General features: G+C 69.0%; 25 protein-coding genes. 16 read left to right on the forward strand and 9 right to left on the reverse strand.

The window, feature by feature from the left end; all coding sequences use genetic code 11:
* Positions 1 to 284 (reverse strand): transcriptional repressor (locus tag VGJ14_20345; GenBank protein HEY2834777.1); only part of this gene is annotated, 284 nt, incomplete at its 3' end.
* A 2-nt stretch (positions 285 to 286) separates the two neighbouring features.
* Entirely contained in the window at positions 287 to 778 is a 492-nt protein-coding gene (locus VGJ14_20350; protein ID HEY2834778.1) for an FABP family protein, read from the reverse strand.
* Between the two features lie 328 nt (positions 779 to 1,106).
* Here VGJ14_20350 and VGJ14_20355 point away from each other — a divergent pair, with 328 nt between their 5' ends.
* From VGJ14_20355 to VGJ14_20370, 4 genes are all read left to right on the forward strand, one after another.
* Positions 1,107 to 1,625: a SigE family RNA polymerase sigma factor gene (locus VGJ14_20355; GenBank protein ID HEY2834779.1), complete on the forward strand. Its 519-nt coding sequence runs from the start codon at positions 1,107 to 1,109 to the stop codon at positions 1,623 to 1,625.
* Complete coding sequence (locus tag VGJ14_20360) at positions 1,622 to 2,317, forward strand: hypothetical protein (GenBank protein ID HEY2834780.1); 696 nt, start codon at positions 1,622 to 1,624, stop codon at positions 2,315 to 2,317. Before VGJ14_20355 ends, VGJ14_20360 begins: the two co-directional genes overlap by 4 nt.
* A gap of 36 nt (positions 2,318 to 2,353) precedes the next feature.
* Entirely contained in the window at positions 2,354 to 2,716 is a 363-nt protein-coding gene (locus tag VGJ14_20365) for a DsrE family protein (protein HEY2834781.1), read from the forward strand.
* Between the two features lie 148 nt (positions 2,717 to 2,864).
* Positions 2,865 to 3,746 (forward strand): hypothetical protein, encoded by an 882-nt coding sequence (locus tag VGJ14_20370; GenBank protein HEY2834782.1) that lies wholly within the window; start codon positions 2,865 to 2,867, stop codon positions 3,744 to 3,746.
* Positions 3,747 to 3,861: 115 nt separating this feature from the next.
* On the opposite strand, the gene VGJ14_20375 is transcribed toward VGJ14_20370, so the two are convergent.
* The 4 genes from VGJ14_20375 to VGJ14_20390 all read right to left on the reverse strand — a co-directional run bounded on the left by VGJ14_20375 (position 3,862) and on the right by VGJ14_20390 (position 6,838).
* Complete coding sequence (locus VGJ14_20375; protein ID HEY2834783.1) at positions 3,862 to 4,164, reverse strand: DUF1416 domain-containing protein; 303 nt, start codon at positions 4,162 to 4,164, stop codon at positions 3,862 to 3,864.
* On the reverse strand, positions 4,164 to 5,027 hold the full coding sequence (locus tag VGJ14_20380) for a sulfurtransferase (GenBank protein HEY2834784.1): 864 nt from the start codon (positions 5,025 to 5,027) through the stop codon (positions 4,164 to 4,166). The genes VGJ14_20375 and VGJ14_20380 overlap by 1 nt, the downstream gene beginning before the upstream one ends.
* 229 nt (positions 5,028 to 5,256) lie before the next feature.
* The gene (locus VGJ14_20385; GenBank protein HEY2834785.1) at positions 5,257 to 5,985 is read right to left on the reverse strand and encodes a DUF2993 domain-containing protein; all 729 of its coding nucleotides are present in this window, start codon (positions 5,983 to 5,985) and stop codon (positions 5,257 to 5,259) included.
* Between the two features lie 10 nt (positions 5,986 to 5,995).
* Positions 5,996 to 6,838 (reverse strand): hypothetical protein, encoded by an 843-nt coding sequence (locus tag VGJ14_20390; GenBank protein HEY2834786.1) that lies wholly within the window; start codon positions 6,836 to 6,838, stop codon positions 5,996 to 5,998.
* A 92-nt stretch (positions 6,839 to 6,930) separates the two neighbouring features.
* Between VGJ14_20390 and VGJ14_20395 the strand changes: the two genes are divergently transcribed.
* The 3 genes from VGJ14_20395 (at position 6,931) to mshD (ending at position 8,990) form a co-directional block, all read left to right on the forward strand.
* Entirely contained in the window at positions 6,931 to 7,194 is a 264-nt protein-coding gene (locus VGJ14_20395; GenBank protein ID HEY2834787.1) for a MoaD/ThiS family protein, read from the forward strand.
* A 94-nt stretch (positions 7,195 to 7,288) separates the two neighbouring features.
* Positions 7,289 to 8,032 (forward strand): response regulator transcription factor, encoded by a 744-nt coding sequence (locus VGJ14_20400; protein HEY2834788.1) that lies wholly within the window; start codon positions 7,289 to 7,291, stop codon positions 8,030 to 8,032.
* Positions 8,033 to 8,108: 76 nt separating this feature from the next.
* A complete protein-coding gene (gene mshD, locus VGJ14_20405; protein ID HEY2834789.1) occupies positions 8,109 to 8,990 on the forward strand; it encodes a mycothiol synthase in 882 nt (293 codons plus the stop codon).
* A 7-nt stretch (positions 8,991 to 8,997) separates the two neighbouring features.
* On the opposite strand, the gene VGJ14_20410 is transcribed toward mshD, so the two are convergent.
* The gene (locus tag VGJ14_20410) at positions 8,998 to 10,491 is read right to left on the reverse strand and encodes an alkaline phosphatase D family protein (protein HEY2834790.1); all 1,494 of its coding nucleotides are present in this window, start codon (positions 10,489 to 10,491) and stop codon (positions 8,998 to 9,000) included.
* Positions 10,492 to 11,003: 512 nt separating this feature from the next.
* On the opposite strand from VGJ14_20410, the gene VGJ14_20415 reads away from it, so the two are divergent.
* The 9 genes from VGJ14_20415 (at position 11,004) to VGJ14_20455 (ending at position 20,422) form a co-directional block, all read left to right on the forward strand.
* The gene (locus VGJ14_20415) at positions 11,004 to 11,447 is read left to right on the forward strand and encodes a hypothetical protein (GenBank protein ID HEY2834791.1); all 444 of its coding nucleotides are present in this window, start codon (positions 11,004 to 11,006) and stop codon (positions 11,445 to 11,447) included.
* A gap of 110 nt (positions 11,448 to 11,557) precedes the next feature.
* Complete coding sequence (locus VGJ14_20420; GenBank protein HEY2834792.1) at positions 11,558 to 13,690, forward strand: RNA degradosome polyphosphate kinase; 2,133 nt, start codon at positions 11,558 to 11,560, stop codon at positions 13,688 to 13,690.
* Positions 13,687 to 14,151 (forward strand): phosphoglycerate mutase family protein, encoded by a 465-nt coding sequence (locus VGJ14_20425; protein HEY2834793.1) that lies wholly within the window; start codon positions 13,687 to 13,689, stop codon positions 14,149 to 14,151. The genes VGJ14_20420 and VGJ14_20425 overlap by 4 nt, the downstream gene beginning before the upstream one ends.
* A gap of 159 nt (positions 14,152 to 14,310) precedes the next feature.
* On the forward strand, positions 14,311 to 15,474 hold the full coding sequence (pstS, locus tag VGJ14_20430) for a phosphate ABC transporter substrate-binding protein PstS (GenBank protein ID HEY2834794.1): 1,164 nt from the start codon (positions 14,311 to 14,313) through the stop codon (positions 15,472 to 15,474).
* Entirely contained in the window at positions 15,467 to 16,456 is a 990-nt protein-coding gene (gene pstC, locus VGJ14_20435; protein HEY2834795.1) for a phosphate ABC transporter permease subunit PstC, read from the forward strand. Before pstS ends, pstC begins: the two co-directional genes overlap by 8 nt.
* Positions 16,456 to 17,385 carry a phosphate ABC transporter permease PstA gene (pstA, locus tag VGJ14_20440; protein HEY2834796.1) on the forward strand — a complete coding sequence of 310 codons (930 nt, stop codon included), beginning with the start codon at positions 16,456 to 16,458 and terminating at the stop codon, positions 17,383 to 17,385. The genes pstC and pstA overlap by 1 nt, the downstream gene beginning before the upstream one ends.
* Positions 17,386 to 17,395: 10 nt before the next feature.
* Positions 17,396 to 18,172 (forward strand): phosphate ABC transporter ATP-binding protein PstB, encoded by a 777-nt coding sequence (gene pstB, locus VGJ14_20445; protein HEY2834797.1) that lies wholly within the window; start codon positions 17,396 to 17,398, stop codon positions 18,170 to 18,172.
* Positions 18,173 to 18,278: 106 nt separating this feature from the next.
* Entirely contained in the window at positions 18,279 to 19,493 is a 1,215-nt protein-coding gene (locus tag VGJ14_20450) for a hypothetical protein (protein ID HEY2834798.1), read from the forward strand.
* Positions 19,490 to 20,422 (forward strand): ATP-binding cassette domain-containing protein, encoded by a 933-nt coding sequence (locus VGJ14_20455; protein HEY2834799.1) that lies wholly within the window; start codon positions 19,490 to 19,492, stop codon positions 20,420 to 20,422. The genes VGJ14_20450 and VGJ14_20455 overlap by 4 nt, the downstream gene beginning before the upstream one ends.
* Here the strand turns inward: VGJ14_20455 and VGJ14_20460 are convergent.
* Positions 20,395 to 21,387 (reverse strand): inorganic phosphate transporter, encoded by a 993-nt coding sequence (locus tag VGJ14_20460; GenBank protein ID HEY2834800.1) that lies wholly within the window; start codon positions 21,385 to 21,387, stop codon positions 20,395 to 20,397. The two genes, VGJ14_20455 and VGJ14_20460, sit on opposite strands and share 28 nt — an antisense overlap.
* Positions 21,388 to 22,008, reverse strand: a complete 621-nt coding sequence (locus VGJ14_20465; GenBank protein ID HEY2834801.1) for a DUF47 family protein — start codon at positions 22,006 to 22,008, stop codon at positions 21,388 to 21,390.
* Positions 22,009 to 22,134: the final 126 nt, after the last annotated feature.

Below are 22,134 nucleotides of genomic sequence, written 5' to 3' on the forward strand. Positions count from 1 at the left end.
TGCTGGTGGTGCCCGGCCGGATGGTAGGACGGCGCCCCGTGCCCGAGGTGGGCATGGCGGACCAGGCCGAGCTCCTCGAGCAACTCCAGGGTGCGGTAGACGGTGGAGATGTTGATGCCGCTGGCGGTGCGTTGCACCTGCGTGGCGACCTGCTCGGGGGTGGCGTGTTCCAACTCCATCACCGCGGCCAACACCAGTTCGCGTTGCGGGGTGAGCCGATAGCCCTTCTCCCGCAGGGTGACGCGCCAGTCCGGCTCGTCGTGGTGGGCGTGCGGCTCGGCCATCGTCAGGCCCGTTCGAGCTGCGCCGAGACGTGTGGCTGCAGAGGCAGCCCCATGGCCTCCATCTCGTACACCCACCCCAGCCGACCCTCGACCAGCCCGTAGAGCCGATGCCCGCGCCGGTAGTCCTTCGCGGACTCCACCTTCACCACTTTGCGCGTGGCGATTTCGATGACCGGGCCGCGGATCTCGCCCTCCAGCGCCTCCAAGAAGCCGGTCGGGTGGGTGAGCAGCACCTCGAGCACGCCCCCCTCACCGGGCCGCCAGAAGCCGGTCTCCATGGCCAGCGGGCGCAGCGGCTTCCCGTCCTCGTCCAGCGCCCAGGTGCGGCTCGTGTAGTACAGGAACGGCTTGCCGTTCTGCGAGAACTCGATGCGCTGCCCGAACAGCGTGCGCTGGATCGTCGGGTACTCCACGACGCCCTCGCCCTCCCACGCGCCGAGCAGGAACGCCAGCGGCACGCAGAGCGGATGCAGGTCCGGCGGGATCTCGAACACCGGTCAGCCCGTCCGCAGCAGACGCCAGGCCGCACGCAACGCGACGGTTGCCCCCAGCAGGGCGCCGGCGGCGAGCGCGCCGGCGAGCGCGGTGGTCACGGTGTCCTCCCGAGGGTTCGAGGTCTGAGCTGAGTTTAGGCGGGTCGCGGGCGGGACGAAGGTGACACCACCGGAACTACGCGGACGAACCGTCAGCCCGGCGACATTCCCTTTCCGCAAAGGCCGTCCAGCGCGCTGACGCGTCCCGCGACCATGGCGCAGGGATGCAACCGGAGAGCGGCCGGTCGACGTATTAGGGGCAGGACCAACACCGGGAGACACCGCCTGCATGGACCAGACCCGCCGCGATGATGAGTTCCGCCAGTACGTCCTGCACCGCCGCCCCGACCTGCTGCGCACCGCAACGCTGCTCGGCGCGGGCGACCCTCACCTGGGCGAGGATCTCGTCCAGATCACCCTGACCAGGTTGTATGTGGCCTGGCCCCGGGTGCGGCCGCAGACCCGCGACGCCTACGTGCACCGCGCGTTGGTGAACGCGGCCATCGACGAAGGGCGTCGCCGCAAACGGCGCCCGGAGATCCCCACCGAGACGATGCCCGATCGGCCCGCGCCGGAACTGCCCGACGCGCTCACCGACGGCCCGCTGCGCGAGGCGCTGGGTGCACTGCCCAGCCGTATGCGCGCCGCGGTCGTGCTCGTGCACTGGCTCGACCTGGACACCGACGCCGCCGCCGCCGCACTGGGCTGCCGGGCCGGGACCGTGAAGAGCCAGGCCTCGCGGGGTGTCGCCAAGTTGCGCATCCTGCTCGACGCCCACCCCTACGCCACCTCCGGAGGTACCCGATGACCGACCTGCACCCCATGTTCGAGGACCTGGCCGGCACGTCCGGCCCGATCAACTCCGGCGTTCTGGACGCGGACCTGCTCCGCGGCCGGCGCGCCCTTCGCGCCCGTCGTCGCAACGTCCTGGCCGGCGGCACGTTCGCGTTGGCCGCCGTGGTCGGGGTGTCCGCCCTCTCGCTGGGCGGCTCCTCCGGCGCCTCCGCGCCGAACATCGCGGCTGCCCCGATCACCGCACCGGTGACCGTGCCGGTGCAAACCCCGCACATCTCCTTCGTCGCCTACACCGGCGACCAGGCGGCCCCCGGGTTCCGGGTCGACTCGATCCCCGACGGCTGGAAGATGCAGGGCGTCTCGCAGTACGCCCTCAACATCGTCCCGCCGGGCCTGCACACGGACATGAACAGCTTCGTCGGCAAGCTCGTGGTGATGCTGGAGTCCGCCGACGCCGACCCGAGCGACCTGTCCAACCTCCCGGACGGCATCACCGTCACCCACACCACGGTGGACGGCCGGCCGGCCGTGATTTTCAAGGAGGGGACGGACTCCACGGCCTCGGCCTCGCTGCACTGGACCGACGCCGCCGGGCACCGCATCGACGTGCAGTGGCCGCAGAGCGCCGGCTGGAGCGACAACGAGATGACCCAGTTCGCGACCGGCGTCCACGTGCTGGGCGCCGCCAAGGCGGGCCGGGGCTGAGGTCGGCGATGGCGCCCGCCGCATAGGTTGGGCGCCATGAGCCGATCCCTCGTGGTCAAGGTCACCGCCGGCGCTGATGCACCGGAACGCTGCAGCCAGGCGTTCACGGTCGCCGCGGTGGCCGCCGCCTCGGGTGTCCCCGTTTCGCTGTGGCTGACCGGGGAGAGCGCTTGGTTCGCTCTCCCCGGTCGGGCCGCCGAGTTCGACTTGCCCCACGCGCAACCGCTGCCCGAACTGATCGACACCATTCTGACGTCCGGTCAGATCACCCTGTGCACCCAATGCGCCGCCCGCCGCGACATCAAACCCGACGACGTCCTCCCCGGCATCCGCATCGCCGGCGCCGCCGTCTTCGTCACTGAGGCCCTCGCCGAAAACGCCCAAGCCCTCGTCTACTAGGGCGGGGCGGGCTGCGCTTCTCCCCCGAGTGTGTAGTTGCGCAGGCCATACGGGCCGTTAGAGCTGCATAACTGCACACTCGGGGGAGTTGTGCACAGGCGAGGCGATTGCCTGCGCAAGGATCGCGGCGAACGGCAGGGTGTGCCGCATGGTTGAGCACCCCAGACCCGGCGGCGCGTTCCCGAGCACCGACCGCGTGCGCCTCGGCATTACTCGAGGCGTATTGCAGGGACCGCGGTACCGGACGGTGCACCGGGGAGTCCACGTCGGCCGGGACGAACAGCTGGAACTCGAGGATCGCTGCCGCGCGCTCGGCCTCATCCTCGGACCCGACGCCGTCTTCAGTCATCACACCGCCGCCGCACTGCACGGTGCACCCGTTCCCGACGAGCCGTTGCTGCACATCAGCACCACGGCGACCGTCGAACCCCGCATCGACGGGGTCGTCGCTCACCGGCTGCGGGATGTGGGTCCGACTCACACACTCAGCGGCCTGCGCCTCACCTCACCGGCCCGCACCTTCGTGGATCTCGCGGCGTTCCTGGACCTCACGAATCTCGTGTGCACCGGCGACGTGCTCGCCGTCCGAGAGACGGCCGGCGTGGCATCACTCCGTCGGCAGATCTTGCTGGGTGGTGGCCGGCGCGGTATTCGCCTGGCTCGTCGGGCGATCGAGTTGATCAACCCACGATCGAAGTCGTACATGGAATCGAAGCTGCGCTTGATGCTTGTGCTCGCCGGGTTGCCGGAGCCGGACGTGAACAAGGACGTCTACGACGCGCGCGGCAAGAAGGTCGCCTGCCCGGATCTGTCGTGGCGACCGGTACTGCTCGGGCTGCAGTACGAGGGCAACCATCACCGCATCGACGCGCGCCAGTGGCATCGCGACATCGGCCGGGACGAAGACATGGTGGAACTGGGTTGGACGATCTTGCGCATCACCGCGGACGACGTCAACGTCACCCCGGCGGCCACCATCGTGCGCATTCGCCGCGTGTATGACCGACTGTCCCGCAAGCGCGCAGCATGATCGCGCCGCAGCGCCGCACCAGTCCTGCATAACTCTCCCGAGTGTGTAGTTGTGCAGGCTTAGCGGCCTGTTTGGGCTGCACAACTACACACTCGGGTGACTACCGCACCCGCACTCAGGCGGGGAGGGCGACCTCGACCTCGGCGATGCTGCCGATGGTGGCAGTTACGGCTTGGTCGGCCTTGGCGCCGGGGGCCAGGGTGCGCAGCGTCCACTCCCCCGGGCCGGCGAAGAACCGGAAGTGGCCGGTGGCGGAGGTGGGGACCTCCGCGGTGAACTCACCGGTGCGGTCCAGCAGCCGGACGTAGGCGCCGGCCACGGGTTGGCCGCCCTTGGTCACCACGCCCTGGATGATCGCCTCCTTGCCGGGGTCCACGTTCGCGCCCAACGCCGGGCCACCCGCGGTCGCGCCGCACATCAGGCCACCCCGCCCTCGGGGTCACCGGGGTTGTCGCCCAGGGTGATCGGCACGCCGACCAGCGCGCCGTACTCGGTCCACGAGCCGTCGTAGTTGCGCACGTTGGTCTGGCCGAGCAGCTCGTGCAGCACGACCCAGGTGTGCGCCGAACGCTCGCCGATGCGGCAGTACGCGATGGTGTCCTTGCCGAAGTCCACGCCCGCGTCTTGATACAGCGCGGTGAGCTCGGCGTCGGACTTGAACGTGCCGTCGTCATCGGCCGCCTTGGACCACGGAATGTTCACCGCGGTCGGCACGTGCCCGCCCCGCTGCGACTGCTCCTGCGGCAGGTGCGCCGGCGCCAGGATCCGCCCGGCGTACTCGTCCGGCGAACGCACGTCGATCAGGTTTTCCTTGCCCAGCGAGTCCAGCACGTCGGAGCGGAACGCGCGGATCGAGCGGTCCTGGGGCTTCGCGACGTACGTCGTGGCAGCACGCGAGGGCAGCTCAGTGACCTGCTCGCGGGAGTCCAGCTCCCACTTCTTGCGGCCACCGTCCAGCAGCTTCACATCACCGTGCCCGTAGAGCTTGAAGTACCAGTACGCGTAGGCCGCGAACCAGTTGTTGTTGCCGCCGTAAAGCACCACGGTGTGGTCGTTGCCGATGCCCCGGGAGGACAGCAACGCCTCGAACTGCTCCTTGGACACGAAGTCGCGGCGCACCGCGTCCTGCAGGTCCTGCTTCCAATCCAGGCGCACCGCGTTGCGGATGTGCCCCTTCTCGTACGCGCTGGTGTCCTCGTCGACCTCGACGAGGACGACGCTCGGGTCGTCGAGATGTGCCTCGACCCAGTCGGCGTCGACGAGCACGTCATTGCGGCTCATGGCGAATGTTTCCTTCCTGACGATGGGCATGGTTCATCGATCCGCACACAGGGCGGAGGAGGATCAGACGGGGCAAGCACGACGCCGCAACGGCGTCAGCACGGGGAAGAGGACTCGCAGACCGCCTGATTCAGGCGTGCGGACACAGGCAGCCGGCGACACGGCACAGATCCACTGCGCGCCGCTTGGTGAGCTGCACATCCCACAACATGCCCACGATCCTACGTTCTCAAGCGACGAACGGCACAAGCGCCCGGGGAAGCCGCGCCACCGGGAGCGCCGGCCCGGCCGCCGATTGATCCTTGCTGGACAGCGCGACGTTGTCCCCGGAGAAGCTGAAATGGAGTCCGTCGGCCTGCGGATCCAGCGTGACGTTCAGATTCGGCGGGACGTCGCGCAAGGGCACCCGGATGTCCGGCACCTGACGCGCGGCGATGCCGGCGTCCCCGGTCTCCGAGATGTCCACCTGCTCCGGCTTGATCAGTAACGTCTCGCCCTCAATACGCGGCCGCCCGGACGCCGAGGCGGTCAGTTCTCGCCCCAGCACGGTGACCTCGGTGGTGATCCGCACCAGTCCCGACCCGCCGAAATCCACCCGCAATGGCTTGGCGGCCTCGGTCAGCGCGTCATAGGTGATCAACCCGTCGCCGGAGATCTGCTCGGTGGTGATCCCGTCGCCGTGTCGACTGACCCCGTGCAGGTCCGCGTGCAGCCGGGCGATCTGCACCTTCCCGCCGTCCGCATCCACGACGTCGATCACCGCATGCCGGATCCTGCCGCGCATCAGCTCGGTCAGGAACGGGAAGCCGCCCAGGTCCACATTCGGCCGATCCGGGGTGGACAGCGTCGTCTTGATCCGCCCGGCCGCCACCCGCTCCACCGCGAGCTGGCCCCCCCGGTCGGCGACCAGCGCCAACACGGCCAACACGATCAGCACGATCACGGTGATCTTTCCCAAGCGCACTGCGTCATCCCACCAGCAGTCGGCCGAGGACGTACGACGCGGGTGCCGCCAAGACCACCGGCAGTGCCGAACCCACCACCAGGATGGCCTCCCCGGAACGCCGCGCCTCTCGCGCGGCGGACCGTCTCGCGGCTCGGCCCGCGGCCCGTCCGGCGGGCACGGCCGTGGGAACCACCGGCGCCGGATGCGCCAGATCCCAGGCCACGTACTCCGCTGCCCGCCGCCCGGCCACCGCCGACAGCGCGGCGACCGCGGCCAGCAGCGCAATCTCTGCGGTGTCCATGTCACCGGCGATCAGACCCGCCACCGTGCCCAGCACGGTGGCCACGGCGAACGCGGACGCCTCGGCGAGATTGGGCGGCAACGGCGCGGCGAGCACCGCGGTGGCCACACCGGCGGCCAGCACCGCGACCACGGTGACCGTCTGCCCGTGCGTCGCGCCGCGCTCGGCCAGCAGCGTGGCCGCGAGCAACGAGAGCACCACCGCGCTCACCGTGGCGGTGAGCGATGCGGTCACCCGCTCCCGACCATCGGTACGCACCAACTGCATCGCGATGGCAGCCGCCACGGCCGGCCCGAGTACCCCGGCCAACGGCCCCAGGGACGGGTCACCGCCACGCACCACCATCGCGATATCGCCGACGAACCCGCCGGCGATGGCCAACAGCGCACCCGGATCGCGGCCCGGCACCCCGAGCACGGCGTACCAGCCGACCACCAGCAGCGTCTGCGCGATCAGCACCGGCACCAGCAGTGCCGTCTGTCCGAGCAGGGAAGCCACCACCCCGGCCACGGTGACCGCGAGCGCCGCCGCCGACCCCATCGGCAGGCGGAACGGGGTCGTCACGGCGCGGAAACAACGGCGCAAGACATCGGGCGAATCCTGCCAGACCCCCCGAGCGTCAGCGAGGGAGTCCGTTCTCCGCCAAAGGCGGCAAGATGGGTTCTATGGCAATGGGCACGATCAGGTATTGGGCCGGCGCCCGCGCGGCAGCCGGCACGGAGACCGAGCCGTACTCCGCGGGCACCCTGGCCGAGGCGCTGGACGCCGCGCGCGCCGAACGCGGGCCGGAGTTCACCCGGGTGCTGTCGGTGTGTTCCTTCCTCATCGACGGCGACCCGGTGGGCACCCGCCCGCACGGCGAGGTGGCGCTCCCCGAGGGCGCAACGGTGGAGGTGCTGCCGCCATTCGCCGGCGGATGACTTCCGCACGACACATGTCTGACACACGCCCTGTGCGATTCTGGTTACCGGCAGAACGCACTGCACCCGACCGCGGGGCGGGACAAGGAGGCCGATGAGCACCCTGCTGATATTGAGCAACGCAGCCCAACCGGCTACCGAGGTGCTGCCCGCGCTCGGACTGCTGCTGCACCAGGTGCGCCTGGCGCCCGCGGAGGTCTCCGCGCTGCTCGATGTGCCGCCCACCGATGCGCTGCTCGTCGACGGCCGCCGGGACCTGCCGCACGTGCGCGGGCTGTGCCGGCTGATCCGCACCACCGGCATCACCTGCCCGCTGCTGTTGATCGCCACCGAGGGTGGGTTGGCCGCGGTCACCGCCGACTGGGGTGTGGACGACGTCGTGCTCAACACCGCGGGCCCGGCCGAGGTTGAGGCCCGGTTGCGGCTGGCCATCGGCCGGTTGGCCGGCATCGCCAATGACGACACCCCGGACGAGATCCGCAGCGGCGACCTGGTGATCGACGAGGCCACCTACACCGCCAAGGTTCGCAACCGCTACCTGGACCTCACGTTCAAGGAGTTCGAGCTGCTCAAATTCCTGGCCCAGCACCCGGGCCGGGTGTTCACCCGCGCCCAGCTGCTGCAGGAGGTCTGGGGCTACGACTACTTCGGCGGCACCCGCACCGTCGACGTGCACGTGCGTCGGCTGCGGGCGAAGTTGGGCAGCGAACACGAGTCGCTGATCGGCACGGTGCGCAACGTGGGCTACCGATTCGTGGTGCCCAGCGTCACCGGCAATCGGGCCACCGTCGACGTCGAACTACCCGACCAGTCCGAGACCGCCGACGACCCGCGTTGAGCGAGCGCAGCGAGCGAACCAATTGGCACCGGGTGCGCGTGGCCGATCGGCGCGCGGACCGCACGGAGGCCCGCCGTTGAGCGCGTCGGCGACGTATCCGGACGCCGCGGCCCGGACCGCGATCGCGGATCTGACCGCGGCCGCGACCGCCGCTGATGGCGCCGGCCCGTTCTCGGAGCAGATTCGCCTGGCCCTGGACGCCGCCCTGCCCGACCCCACCCACCTGCTGGTCCGGGACGGCGAGCGGGTGATCGGCTACGCGCAGGTCTGGCCGGACGGCATTTCGGAGTTGGCGGTGCACCCCGACTTCCGCCGGCGCGGCCATGGCCGGGAGTTGCTCAACCAGGTCCGCGCCACGGTGTCGGCGCCGCGGGTGTGGTCCTACGCCGGTCATCCCGGCGCCGACGCGTTGGCCGCCGAGGCCGGGTTGACCCGGGTGCGGGAGCTGTGGCGGATGCGTGCCCCACTGCCGGTCGGGCCCACCGCCGACCCGCCGGGCCCGGTGCCGCTGCCCGACGGGGTCAGTGTGCGTACCTTCGACCCCGCCTCCGACGCCGAGGCCTGGCTGGAGCTCAACCGGCTCGCCTTCGCCGGCCACAGCGAGCAGGGCCGGCTGACCCGCGCGGACCTCGACGCCCGCATGGCCACCGACTGGTTCGACCCGTCCGGATTCTTCCTGGCCGAGCGTGCGGGTCGGTTGGTGGGCTTCCACTGGACCAAAGAGCACCCGGCCGGCCCGGATCGCCCCGCGGCCGGAGAGATCTACGTGCTCGGTGTGCACCCCGCCGAGCACGGCGGAGGTCTCGGCCGGGCACTCACCCGGATCGGGCTGCGCCACCTCAGCAGCCGCGGACTGACCACGGCGCTGCTGTACACGGATGCGACCAACGCCCCCGCGGTGGCGGTCTATCGCCGGATGGGCTTCGAGGTGGAGGCGAGCAGCGTGATGTTCGCCTGACCCTCAGTCAGGTCCGTTGCAGGCCTGGGTTCCCGTCCTCGATCACGAACGACGCCCCGATATGCGCCGGCGACAGCGGGATGGACACCTTGTCCAGGGTGTGGAAGTCCGCGCGCAGTTCGTGCGCATTCGCCCGGCAACGCACCCAGCCCCGCCGCCCGTCGTAGTACTTCAGATACGGGAAGGCACGCATCGTGTCGCGCGCCCACGACTGGGTCGGTGTTCCATCGCCCATGGTGCTGATCGAGGTGGTGACCAGCTCCGACCCGATCGGACGGCCGCGGTCGCGGAACAGGTCGGAATGGATGTCCGTCGCCCAGTGCGAGTGCACGTCGCCGGTGAGGATCACCAGGTTGCGCACGTCCGCCGAACGGACCGAGTCCAACAGGCGCTGCCGCGCGCCGGGGTAACCGTCCCAGCAGTCGATATTCATCTTGGGGTAGGGGTAGGGCACCCCGAGGGAGTCGATCAGCTTCGGCGCCGGCGTGTACATCACCTGTTGGGCCAGCAGCGTCCACACCGCGTCCTGCCGGTGCAGCTGGGTGTCCAGCCACTTCTCCTGCGCCGGACCCATGATGCTGCGGCCGAGGTCCACGTGATCCAGGCAGCTCAGCTGGTCGCCGGTCAGACACACCTGCTTGTCCCGGTACTGCCGGGTGTCCAGCAGATGGAACGCGGCGGTGCGGCCCCATGGCACGGTACGGAACAGCTGCATGTGCGAGCCGGCCGGGTGGGCGCTGCGGCGCAGCGGCATGTGCTCCCAGTAGGCCTGGAAAGCCGCGGTCCGCATGGCCATGAAACCGGGTTGATCGGCCGGATCCCAGGCATGGTCGCCCGCCCAGTTGTTCGCCACCTCATGGTCGTCCGGGACGACCAACCAGGGCGCCACCGCGTGCGCGGCCTGCAGGTCGAGATCGGTCTTGTACTGCGCATGCCGCAGCCGGTAATCGGCCGGCGTGCGCAGGTGCTCGCCGACGTGCGGACGTACCGCGCCGCTGGGCGGGGCCTCGAAACCCGCCTCGTACTCGTAGAGGTAATCACCGAGATTGAGAATAAGGTCCGGTTCGGCCTCGGCAATGTAGCGATAAGCGGTGAAATAGCCGTGCTCGAAATTCGCGCAAGTGGTGCTCGCGAAATCGATTGACGCTGGAATGCCGGGCGCCGGTGCGGTGCGGGTGTGGCCCATGCCAGAAATGTGCATTCCGTTCCGGAATCGGTACCAGTACTCCCGGCCCGGCCGCAGCCCGGTCACCTCGATATGCAGCGAGTGCGCCTCGGCGGCCGGCGCCGTGGCCTCGCCGCCGCGCACCACGTTGGCAAAACCGGGGTCCTCGGCCACCTGCCACTGCACCCGGACGTCCTTGCCGGGATCCATGCCGCCCAGACCGTCGGGATCCAGCGGCGAGGGCGCCAGTCGCGTCCAGAGCACGAAGCCGTCCGGGGCAGGGTCTCCGGAGGCGATGCCCAGCGTGAAGGGGTAGGCGGTCAGTCCCGAGGTCAACGCCCCGAGCGTGCGGGTGGTTGACCCCAGGGGGGCCCGCGGGCCCTGCGCCGTGCGCGGCCACAACACGGGCGCGACGGCAGCGGCAGCACCGGCTCCGGCCAACAATCCGTGGCGGAGGAATTTGCGTCGACTCAGCACGTAGTGATGGCAGCGCGGCAGACCGACGTGACGGGGGTTATCAGATGATGTGTTGGACAACAGCTGTAGTCACCTCTGGCGGGTGCACCCGTCCGGGTCGGATTCTGTCCCGACCTTTGGTTACACCCGGTGTCGACGTAATCCGGGCATTGCTTCGGATAAGCCGCGTGAGATGAACTTCAGGTGACGCGCGCCTGAACACGCCGGCAATGTGACCGCACCCCGGGATCAACAATGAGTGACGTCAAGGGCCTGATGATAAATGTCATCGCTTGACGGCTCATATACCTCTGCTTTACCAATTTCACATCGCGGTTCTTATCCACGGGATCCGCGGAATTGCACAATTCGAGCAGAGAGCGAGAGATCCCATGCGCACTTCCGTCCGTTCCGCCGGCGTGCTGGCTGCGGCCACCGCCTGCCTTCTCGTCACGCTGCCGGCCGGTACGGCCGGGGCCGTGACCACGGGGGACGCCCCCAAGCCCGCCGCGCCGGCCCCGCCGCCCCGCGGCCAGATCGTCATCTGCAACCACAGCGGCTACATGTTCGACGTGTTCGCCGACGGCCCCTCGATCCGCGAGGACGACCTGGCCGGTTCCTTCGACGAGTGCACCGACTGGGCCCGGGTGCTGACCGGCAACTACGAAATCGGTTTCGCGCTGCGGGTGCCCTCGCAGCAGAACGTGATCATCCAGGCCCGCTTCAAGCGCGAGGACCACGTGTTCTACAAGGTCTTCAACGGCCAGGGCATCGTCAAGGCCAACGTCGGCCGGGACGAACTGACCCGCGTCGACCTGTACATCCCGCGCGCCTGAGCAACATCGGATGCCACCCTGCCGGGTAGTCCTCTCTCCTATCCGGCAGGGTTCGTCCGTCCCGCCGCGGCCAGGCCCGGCACGTCATCTGCTGTTAACCTGGGCGCCCCATGATCGAAGCAATGGACACCCCGGATTTCCCCGACGCCGGCAGCGAACCGGCGGATACCGTGCCCGCTTTGCCTGCCGACCGCTTCCTGGACCGTGAGGCCAGCTGGTTGGAGTTCAACCTGCGGGTGCTCGAACTGGCCGAGGACCCGGCGGTTCCCCTGCTCGAGCGGGCGCGCTTCCTCGCGATCTTCGCCGGGAACCTCGACGAGTTCTTCATGGTCCGGGTGGCCGGCCTCAAGCGCCGCATCGCGGCCGGTGTCGCGGTCACCTCGGCCAGCGGGCAGCAGCCGCGCGAGATTCTCGACCACATCCTCACCCACTCCGCGGCCGCTGCGCTGCGTGCCGCTCGTTGCTTCCGCGAGGAGCTGGCCCCGGCGCTGGCCAAGACCGAGATCGAGATCCTGCACTGGGAGGACCTGGAGCCGGCCGAGCAGGACCAACTGCGCGCGATGTTCCGAGAACGAGTGTTCCCGGTGCTCACTCCGCTGGCGGTGGACCCCGCCCACCCGTTCCCCTATATCTCCGGACTCTCGCTGAACCTGGCGGTCGTGGTGCGCAACCCGGCCACCGGCCGGGTCAACTTCGCCCGGGTCAAGGTGCCACCCTCGTTGCCACGGTTCCTCGCGGTCTCCGCGCTGCGCTTCGTCCCGCTCGAGGACGCCATCGCCGCCCACCTGCCCGAGTTGTTCGCGGGCATGGAGGTCGAGGCGCACCATGCCTTCCGGGTCACCCGCAACGCCGACTTCGAGGTCGAGGAGGACGACACCGAGAACCTCCTGCAGGCCATCGAACGCGAACTGATGCGCCGCCGGTTCGGCCCACCGGTGCGTCTGGAGGTCGAGGAGAGCATCGATCCGGAGATTCGCGACCTGCTGGTCCGCGAACTCGGCGTGGCCGAGGCCGAGGTGTTCCCGCTGCCCGGCCCGCTGGACCTGGCCGGCCTGCACGCGATCGCCGACATCGACCGCTCCGAGCTGAAGTACCCGGCGTTCGTTCCGTCCACCCACCCCCACCTCGCGGAGGTGGAGACGTCCAAGGCGGCCGACGTGTTCGCCGCGGTGCGCGCCCGCGACGTGCTGCTGCACCACCCCTACGACTCGTTCTCCACCAGCGTGCAGGCGTTCATCGAGCAGGCCGCGGCGGACCCGGACGTGCTGGCCATCAAGCAGACGCTGTACCGAACCAGCGGTGATTCGCCGATCGTCGACGCACTCATCGACGCCGCCGAGGACGGCAAGCAGGTGGTCGCCCTGGTCGAGCTCAAGGCCCGGTTCGACGAGCGGGCCAACATCGCCTGGGCGCGCAAGCTGGAGCAGGTGGGCGCGCACGTCGCCTACGGCCAGGTCGGCCTGAAGACCCACTGCAAGCTGGCGCTGGTGGTGCGCCAGGAGGGCGATCGGCTGCGCCGCTACTGCCACATCGGCACCGGCAACTACAACCCGCGTACCGCCCGTACCTACGAGGACTTCGGCCTGCTCACCGCCGACCCGGTGGTGGCCGAGGACGTCACGCACCTGTTCAACGCGCTGTCCGGTTGGTCGCGCGGCACCTCCTACCGCAGGCTGCTGGTGGCGCCCAACTCGATGCGCACCGGGATCATCAGTCGCATTGAGGCCGAGGTGGCCCACCACCGCGCGGGCCGTCCGGCCGCGGTGTGGATCAAGGCCAACTCGGTGGTCGACGAGGCGATCATCGACGCGTTGTACCGGGCCTCGATCGCCGGTCTGCCGATCGACGTGTGGACCCGCGGCATCTGCGCGATCCGACCCGGCGTGCCGGATTTGTCCAGCACGATCCGGGTACGCAGCGTGCTGGGTCGGTTCCTGGAGCACTCGCGGATCTACGCGTTCGCCAACGGCGGTGACCCGGAGGTGTGGATCGGCAGCGCCGACCTGATGCACCGCAACCTGGATCGACGGGTGGAGGTACTGGTGCGGCTGACCAGCCCGGACCACATCACCGAGCTGACCCAACTGACCGAAACCGCGTTCGCCGACCAGATCAGCGCCTGGCGGCTGGGCCCGACCGGGCAGTGGACCCGGCACAACGTCGACGACGAGGGTCGTCCGCTGACCGACCTGCAGGACTACTTGATCCGGGCGAAGTCGCGCCGCCGTGCCGAACCGGCGTGACCCCGACAGTGATCGTGCTGCGGCACGGTCATGCGGTTTCCCGCGCTGACTGGTCCGGCCCGGACCGCGACCGACCGCTGCGTCCGAGCGGACGCCGGCAGGCCACCGCCCTGGTGGGCGTGGTGCGCGGTCACGACATCCGTCACGTGCTCAGCTCGCCGGCCACCCGGTGCGTGCAGACCATCGCCGAGGGGTTGACCGCCGCCGACGTGCACGCGGAATTGTTGCCGGGGCTCGACGAGGAGGCCACCGCGGCGCAGTTTGCGCACGCCGCCGCTGCCGTGGCCGGTCTGCTCACCGGGGAGTCCAACGCGCTGGTGTGCAGCCATCGCCCGGTGCTGCCCGGGCTGTTCGCCGCGGTGGCCGGAGCGGGCGGACCACCGCCACCAACCGAACCACTGCGACCGGGGGAATTCATCGTGATCCGTGGGGCGGACGTGCTCAGCCGTGGTCGTAGTTGATCTCAATTCACCGTCTGCATCCCTCCCGGCAGCCCGATTGACGCGGCGTGTCCGACCGCGGTTCACCCCCCATTCACCTTGGGCCAGAAACGGGTTCATCCCTACGCCTTAGCGTCCGGCGGTAGTCAGCGTTACCCGCCCCCCGGAGAGGGACAACCAGTGAAGCTTCGCCCGCACGGACGCGTCGCCGTCACCCTCGGCGCCTGCCTGGCGTTGGCCGCCTGCGGCTCCGACAACAACACCGCGACCACCAATCAGCAGCCGGTGAACGTTGCCCCGGTGAGTACCGTCCAGACCCCGTCCGCGGTTGCCACCACCGCATCGACGTCCTCGAACGGCATTTCCTGCTCCGGTTCCGGGGTGCTGAACGGTGAGGGTTCCACTGCCCAAGCCAACGCGATCAGCAGCTGGGTCTCCACCTATCAGGCCGCTTGCTCCGGCGTGACCATCAACTACAACGGCACCGGTTCCGGTGCCGGCGTCAAGCAGTTCACCGCCAACCAGGTGGACTGGGCCGGTTCGGACTCCGCGCTCAAGCCCGAGGAGATCGACCCGGCCAAGGCCCGCTGCGGCGGCAACGACGTCTACGACATTCCGATGGCCGTCGGCCCGATCGCGGTGGCGTACAACCTGGCCGGCATCGACGGCCTGGTGCTGGACGGTCCGGCCATCGCCAAGATCTTCACTGGCAAGATCACCAAGTGGGACGACCAGGCCATCAAGGACCTGAACCCCTCGGTCAGCCTGCCGAGCAAGGACATCAAGGTCTTCTTCCGTTCCGATGAGTCGGGCACCACGGAGAACTTCGAGAAGTACATGGCCGCAGCCGGCGGCGGTAACTGGACCGCGGCGCCCGGCAAGGCCTTCGGCGGCGGCGTCGGTGAGGGCCAGACCAAGTCCGCCGGTGTGCAGCAGGCGGTCAAGGCCACCGACGGCGGCATCGCCTACATCGAGTACTCCTACGCCAAGGACGCCAACCTCGGCGTGGCCAAGGTGAAGACCGGAACCGACGCGGTCGAGCTGACCGCAGAGAATGCGGGCAAGGCGCTGGCCGCGGCCACCCTGGTGGGCACCGGCAACGACCTGTCGCTGAAGCTGGACTACACGACCACGCAGCCGGGCGCGTACCCGATCGTGCTGGTGACCTACGAGATCGTCTGCTCGAAGGGCCTGGACGCCACCAAGACCGGGATCCTCAAGTCCTTCCTGAGCTATCTGGCCTCCGACGCCGGCCAGCAGGCGATCTCCAGCATCGGCTACGGCACGCTGCCGGCGGACCTGGTCGCCAAGATCACCGCCTCCATCGCGGCCATCAGTGCCTAACGCCGCAACCCTCGAGTTCGCGGACCGGCCGGCGACCCCGGCCGGCCGCGGCATCGAGTGCGGCTCCCAGCGCGGCGACCGGATCTTCGCGGGTTTCGCCAAGGGGTCGGGCATCGCGATCATCGCCCTGGTGGCGATGGTCGCGGCCTTCCTCATCAAGACGGCGACGCCCTCGCTGTACCACGACCACGCGCGCTTCCTGTACTCACGGCAGTGGGATCTGACGCCGGGCAACCTGCACTTCGGGGTGGCCGGGATGTTCTACACCACGTGCTTGATCGCCGCGTTCGCCATGCTGTTGGCCGTGCCGATCGCGGTCGGCATCGCGTTGTTCCTGACCTTCTGGATGCCGCGCAAATACGCCGGGCCGCTGGCCGCCCTTATCGACCTGTTGGCCGCGGTGCCCTCGATCGTTTACGGCATCTGGGGCATCTATGTGCTGTCCCCGAAGCTGCAGCCATTCGCGGGCAAGCTGGAGGACGCACTGGGCTGGTGCCCGCTGTTCGCGCACACCGGGGTTTCCCGCGGCACGATCTTCACCGGCGGCGTGGTGCTGGGCATCATGATTCTGCCGATCATCACCGCGGTCAGCCGCGAGGTGTTCTCCCAGGTGCCCCAGCCGCAGGTGGAGGCCGCGCTGGGCTTGGGCGCCACCCGCTGGGAAATGGTCCGACTGGCCGTGCTGCCCTTCGGTCGCTCCGGCGTGGTGAGTGCCGCGATGCTCGGCCTGGGCCGCGCCCTCGGCGAGACCATCGCGATCACGCTGATCCTGTCCACCCCGCCGACCGGCGCGCCGTTCAAGGCCTCGCTGTTCAACGGCGGTGAGACCTTCGCCTCGAAGATCGCGAACAACGCGCAGGAGTTCGACTCTCCGGCCAAGACCGGCGCCTTCATCGCCGCAGGCCTGATGTTGTTCATCCTCACCTTCGCGGTCAACGCCGTCGCGCGCATCATCGTGAACTCGGACAAAGGCAAGGCCTGATGAGCACCGCATTTCTCGCCCATGACGTGAACGTCGCGGACCGCGCGGCCGGCCCGTTGTTGATCCCGGCGGCACGGGGGCGCCGGATTCGCAACCTGGCGGCCACCGCGTTCGTCACCCTGTCGTTCGTGGTCGCGGTGATCCCGCTGGTCTGGATCATCACCGAGGTGGTCGTCAAGGGCGCCCCTGATGTGTTCCACCCCAGCTGGTGGTCGCATTCGCAGAACGGCGTCACCGAGCGCCGCGAGGGCGGCGGCGCCTTCCACGCGATCACGGGTTCGGTGCTGCAGACCGCGGTCTGCGCGCTCATCGCGGTGCCGTTGGCCCTGATGGTGGCGATCTTCCTGGTCGAGTACGGCCGGGGCAGGTTGAACAGCGCGGTGGGCTTCATCGTGGACGTGCTCACCGGCATCCCGTCGATCGTGGCGGCGCTGTTCATCTACGCGCTGCTGATCACCACGTTCGGGTTCCAACGGCAGGGCTTCGCGGTCTCGCTGGCCCTGGTCCTGCTGATGATCCCGGTGGTGGTGCGTACCACCGAGGAGATGCTCAAGCTGGTGCCGGATGACCTGCGGGAGGCCTCCCTTGCGCTGGGCGTGCCGAAGTGGAAGACCACGGTGCGCATCGTCATCCCGACCGCGCTGCCGGGCATCATCACCGGCGTCATGCTCGGTATCGCCCGGGTCATCGGGGAAACCGCCCCGTTGCTGATCCTGGTCGGCTACTCGAAGACGATCAACAACAACCTGTTCAGCGGGTTCCAGGGTTCGCTGCCCGGAATGATCCTCAACGAGGCCACCAACATCACGCTGAAGCCCGCAGAGGGCCGCGTCTGGGGTGCCGCACTCACCCTCATCCTCATCGTGTTGACGCTCAACGTCGTCGCCCGACTGATTGCCCGTTCCACCTCCTCGCGCGCCAAGAAGTAGGGAGCCAACCATGGCCAAGCGCATCGACCTCTCGTCGCTGAGCGTCTTCTACGGCAAGTTCCGCGCGGTGGACGACGTCAACATGAACATCGAGCCGAAGTCGGTGACCGCGTTCATCGGCCCGTCCGGCTGCGGCAAGTCCACCCTGCTGCGCTCGCTGAACCGCATGCACGAGTTGGCCGGGCAGGGGCGCATCGAGGGCAAGGTGCTGCTCGACGGCACCGACCTGTACGCCAGCAACGTGGACCCGGTCAGCGTGCGCCGCACCATCGGCATGGTGTTCCAGCGGCCGAACCCGTTCCCCACGATGTCGATCTTCGACAACGTGGCCTCGGGTCTGCGGCTGAACGGCATACGCGACCGCAAGCGCGTCGCCGAGACCGTGGAGCGTTCGCTGCAGAGCGCGGGCCTGTGGAAAGAGGTCAACAATCGACTGAGCAAGCCCGCTTCCGGCTTGTCCGGCGGTCAGCAGCAGCGGCTGTGCATTGCCCGCGCGATCGCGGTGGAACCGCAGGTGCTGCTGATGGACGAGCCCTGCTCCGCGCTGGACCCGATCTCCACGCTGGCCATCGAGGACCTGATCCACGACCTTAAGCAGCGCTTCACCATCGTCATCGTCACGCACAACATGCAGCAGGCCGCGCGCGTCTCGGACACCACCGCGTTCTTCAACATCGCGGGCACCGGTAAGCCCGGCAAGCTCATCGAGATCGACGCCACCTCGCGGATCTTCTCCACCCCGTCGGAGAAAGCCACCGAAGATTACATTTCGGGACGTTTCGGCTGATCAAGAACTTCTGCGAGCGGTAGCGAGCAGAACAAAAAGCACCTTTCGGGAGAGTCCTGACCCAGCGTTGGGTTCTGGATTCCCTCCCGTGCGGCAGGCTTTGATCATGGTCTCCGTCGAGTCGTGGCACCTGGCCGTGGACGTACCACAGTCCACGGCCTCTCCATTGGCGGCGGAGCTACACTCCACCGCGCCCATGACCACATCGACACCCTCGCCCCGCGGCGGCCGCGCCCTGGCCTGGTACAGCCTGGCTCTCGGCGTGGCCGGCGCCGCCCTGCTGACCAAGGCGCCCAGCGGCAGCGCCTGGGCGGTCTACGGATTCGGCTGCCTGGCTCTGGCCGTGTGCTGCCTGATCATGGCCGCGCACCGCACGCTGAGCGCACGCTACGACGCCGGCAAGCCGGGGCTGGTGGAATTCGTGACGGCCAGGGTGGCCGGGGTGCAGCAGACGGGCCGCTCCGCGATCCGCGCCGTCACCCCACGGCCCCGGAGTGCGCCGGTCGTCGGGCTGGGCGCCGCTCGAGCCGGGCTGTCCGGCATGGGGGTCACCCAGGCGCGGGTGATCCGTTCGGAGTGGACCAAATTCCATTCGCTGCGTTCCACCAAGGTCGTGCTGTTCGTGGCCGCCCTGGTCACCATTGGGTTCGCCGCGATCGTCGGCGCGGTGGTGGCCGCGCAATGGGACACCCTGGACCCGATCTCCCGCGCCAGGTTCCGGGCGGCCACCGACCCGCTGCAGGGCGTCGCGCTGTCCCAGTTGGCTGTCGGCGTGTTGGGCGTGCTGCTGATCAGTGGCGAGTACGCCACCGGGATGATCCGCTCCTCGCTCACCGTGGTGCCTCGCCGGCTGCCGATGCTCTGGGGCAAGCTCACTGTGTTCGCGGCGGTGGTCGGCGCAACCTGCCTGGCCTCCACCTTCGTCGCCTTTTATGTGGGACAAGCCCTGCTGGCCCGCAAGGGCCTCTCCGTGGGCATCACGGCCCCGCATGCGTTGCGCGGCGTGTTCGGCGCGGCGCTCTACCTGGTGATCATCGGCATCATGGGGCTCGGCCTGGGCACCCTGCTGCGCAACACCGCGGCCGCCATCTCCTCGCTGGTGGCGCTGCTGTTCGTGGTGCCGATCGTGCTGAACTTCCTCCCGCAGAGCATTTCCCACCACGTCACCCCCTACCTGCCGGATTCCGCCGGCGGCGCGTTCTGGGCGCACACCGACGGCTGGCGGGTGTCCTCTCCGACCGCCGCCCTGCTGGTGTTGTGCGCCTGGGCGGGCGGGCTGATTGCCGCCGCCACCTGGCGACTGTTGCGGGACGACGCATGATCGAGGTCCGTGGGCTGACCAAGCGCTACGGGGAGACGGTGGCCGTCGACAAGCTCTCCTTCACCGTGCCCTCCGGCGTGGTGACCGGCTTCCTGGGCCCCAACGGCGCCGGGAAGTCCACCACTATGCGCATGATCGCCGGACTGGACGCACCGTCCGCCGGGTCGGTGCGGGTCAACGGGCAGCGTTACCGGCGCACGGCCGCGCCGATGGCCGAGTTGGGCATCTTGCTCGAGGCGCGCGCGGTGCACACCTCCCGCTCCGCCTTCTACCACCTGCTGGCACTCGCCCAGAGCAACGGCATCGCGCGTGGTCGGGTCGATGAGGTCATCGACCTGGTCGGCCTGCGGTCGGTGGCCAAGCAGCGTGCTGGGGCCTTCTCCCTGGGCATGGGCCAGCGACTGGGCATCGCCGCCGCCCTGCTCGGCGACCCACAGACCGTGGTGCTCGACGAGCCGGTGAACGGTCTGGACCCGGAGGGCATCCGCTGGGTCCGCGAACTGCTGCAGAACCTGGCCGCGGCCGGGCGCACGGTGTTCATCTCCTCCCACCTGATGAGCGAGATGGCGTTGACCGCGACCCGGCTGATCGTCATCGGTCGCGGCCGGCTGATCGCGGACACCACGGTGCAGGAGTTCGTGGCCCGCGCCTCCGGACGCACGGTCTTGGTGCGCACCCCGGACGAGGGGGTGCTCACCGCGCTGCTCTGCGGACCCGCGGTGCGGGTGCACACCGTGGAGCCGGGCCGGTTGCGGATCGAGGGGCTGTCCGCCGAGGAAGTCGGTGACCTGGCCTGGCGCAACAACATCCGGGTGCACGAACTGACGGTGCAGCAGGCCTCGCTGGAAGAGGCCTTCATGGAGCTGACCGCGGGTGCCGTGCAGTACCAGGCCGGCTCCATTCAGCCCAACGGGCTGAGCACCGCGTAGGCGCCCGCGCCGACCAACCCCGCCATCGGGATGGTCAACACCCAACCCAGCAGGATGTTGCCCGCCACACCCCAGCGCACCGCGTTGAACCGTTTGGTGGCGCCCACCCCCATCACCGACGCGGTGATGGTGTGTGTGGTGGAGATCGGCGCGGCGTACACGTAGGCGGTGACGTACAACACGATGGAGCCCACCGTCTGCGCGACGAATCCCCGCGCCGGGTCCAGGTCGATGATGCCGCGGCCCAGCGTGCGCATCACCCGCCAGCCCCCGGAGTAGGTGCCGGCCGAGATCGCCCCGGCCGAGGCCGCGGTGACCCACCACGGGATCGAGTCGTGGGGGTCAAGGTGATGGGACGTCAGCAAGGTCAGATAGATGACGCCCATCGTCTTCTGCACGTCCTGGACCCCGTGCCCCAGCGCCATCGCGGTCGCGGACAGGACCTGTGCCAGACGGAAGCCGCGGTTGAGCGGACCAGGGCTGCCGTTCCGGAAGATCCACAGGATCGCGACCATCAGCAGGAACGCCGCCGCGAACCCGACCAACGGCGAGATCAGCATCGGAATCACGATCTTGTGCAGCACACCGTGCCATTTCACGGTGTTCGACGAGGCCAGCGCTGCGCCGATCAGCCCACCGAACAGCGCGTGCGAGGAGGACGAGGGCAGCCCGAAATACCAGGTGAACAGATTCCACGCGATCGCCCCGGCCAGGCCGCCCAACACGATGATCAGGCCGTGTTCCCCGGCCGGGGTGGTGATGATGCCCTTACCGACGGTGGTTGCCACCTTGGTACCCAAGAAGGCACCGATGAAGTTCATCACCGCCGCCAGGGCCAGCGCGACTCGTGGGGTCAGCGCGCGGGTAGAGATGGAGATGGCGATCGCGTTCGCGGCGTCGTGAAAGCCGTTGGTGTAGCCGAACCCGAGGGCGACCAGGACGACGATGACCGCCGTTGTCTCCACTCAGGATTCCTTCACCGCGATGCTTTCCACGGTGTTGGCCACGTTCTCGAACGCGTCCGCGGCTGCCTCCAGCTGCTCCACGACCTCCTTGAGCTTGAGCACGCTCAGCGCGTCGTACTCGCCGCTGTACAACTTGGCCAACAGGCGCCGGTAGATCTGGTCCCCGGCGTTCTCCAGCCGGTTGATCTCGATCCAGTACTCGCGAAGGTTCTTCATCACCCGCAGCCGCGGCATCGCCTGCGCAGTGATCTCCGCGGCCCGCTCGAGCACCTCGACCTGGTCGGCCAGACCGGCGGGCAGTTCATCAATTTGGTAGAGCACCACCAGGTCAACCGCGGCGTCGATGGCGTCCATGACGTCGTCCAGGCTGGAGGCCAATCGGTAGATGTCCTCACGGTCGAACGGGGTCACGAAGGTGGAGTTGACCTCGCGCATGATGCCGTGGGTGATCTCGTCGCTGGCGTGTTCAGCGGCCTTCATCCGGTCGGCAATCTCTTGCCGTTCCGTCGGCGTCGAGCCCAGCAGCTCGGTCAGCAGGTTCACCCCGACCACGAGGTTTGCCGCCGAGGCGGCAAACATGTCGTAGAACGAGGTCTTGCGTGGGGTGAAGCGCAGGGCCACGACATAGCTCCGGTCCGGACGGGACGGGCGGACCGCCCGATGCTACGGGGCGCGCTCCGGCGGCTGTCGTGCAGGTGACACCCGCCTGAACAGGTGACCAACGCCACATTACGCGCCCGAATACAG

It is taken from the genome of Sporichthyaceae bacterium (assembly GCA_036493475.1).
In the GTDB taxonomy this organism is placed as follows: domain Bacteria; phylum Actinomycetota; class Actinomycetes; order Sporichthyales; family Sporichthyaceae; genus DASQPJ01.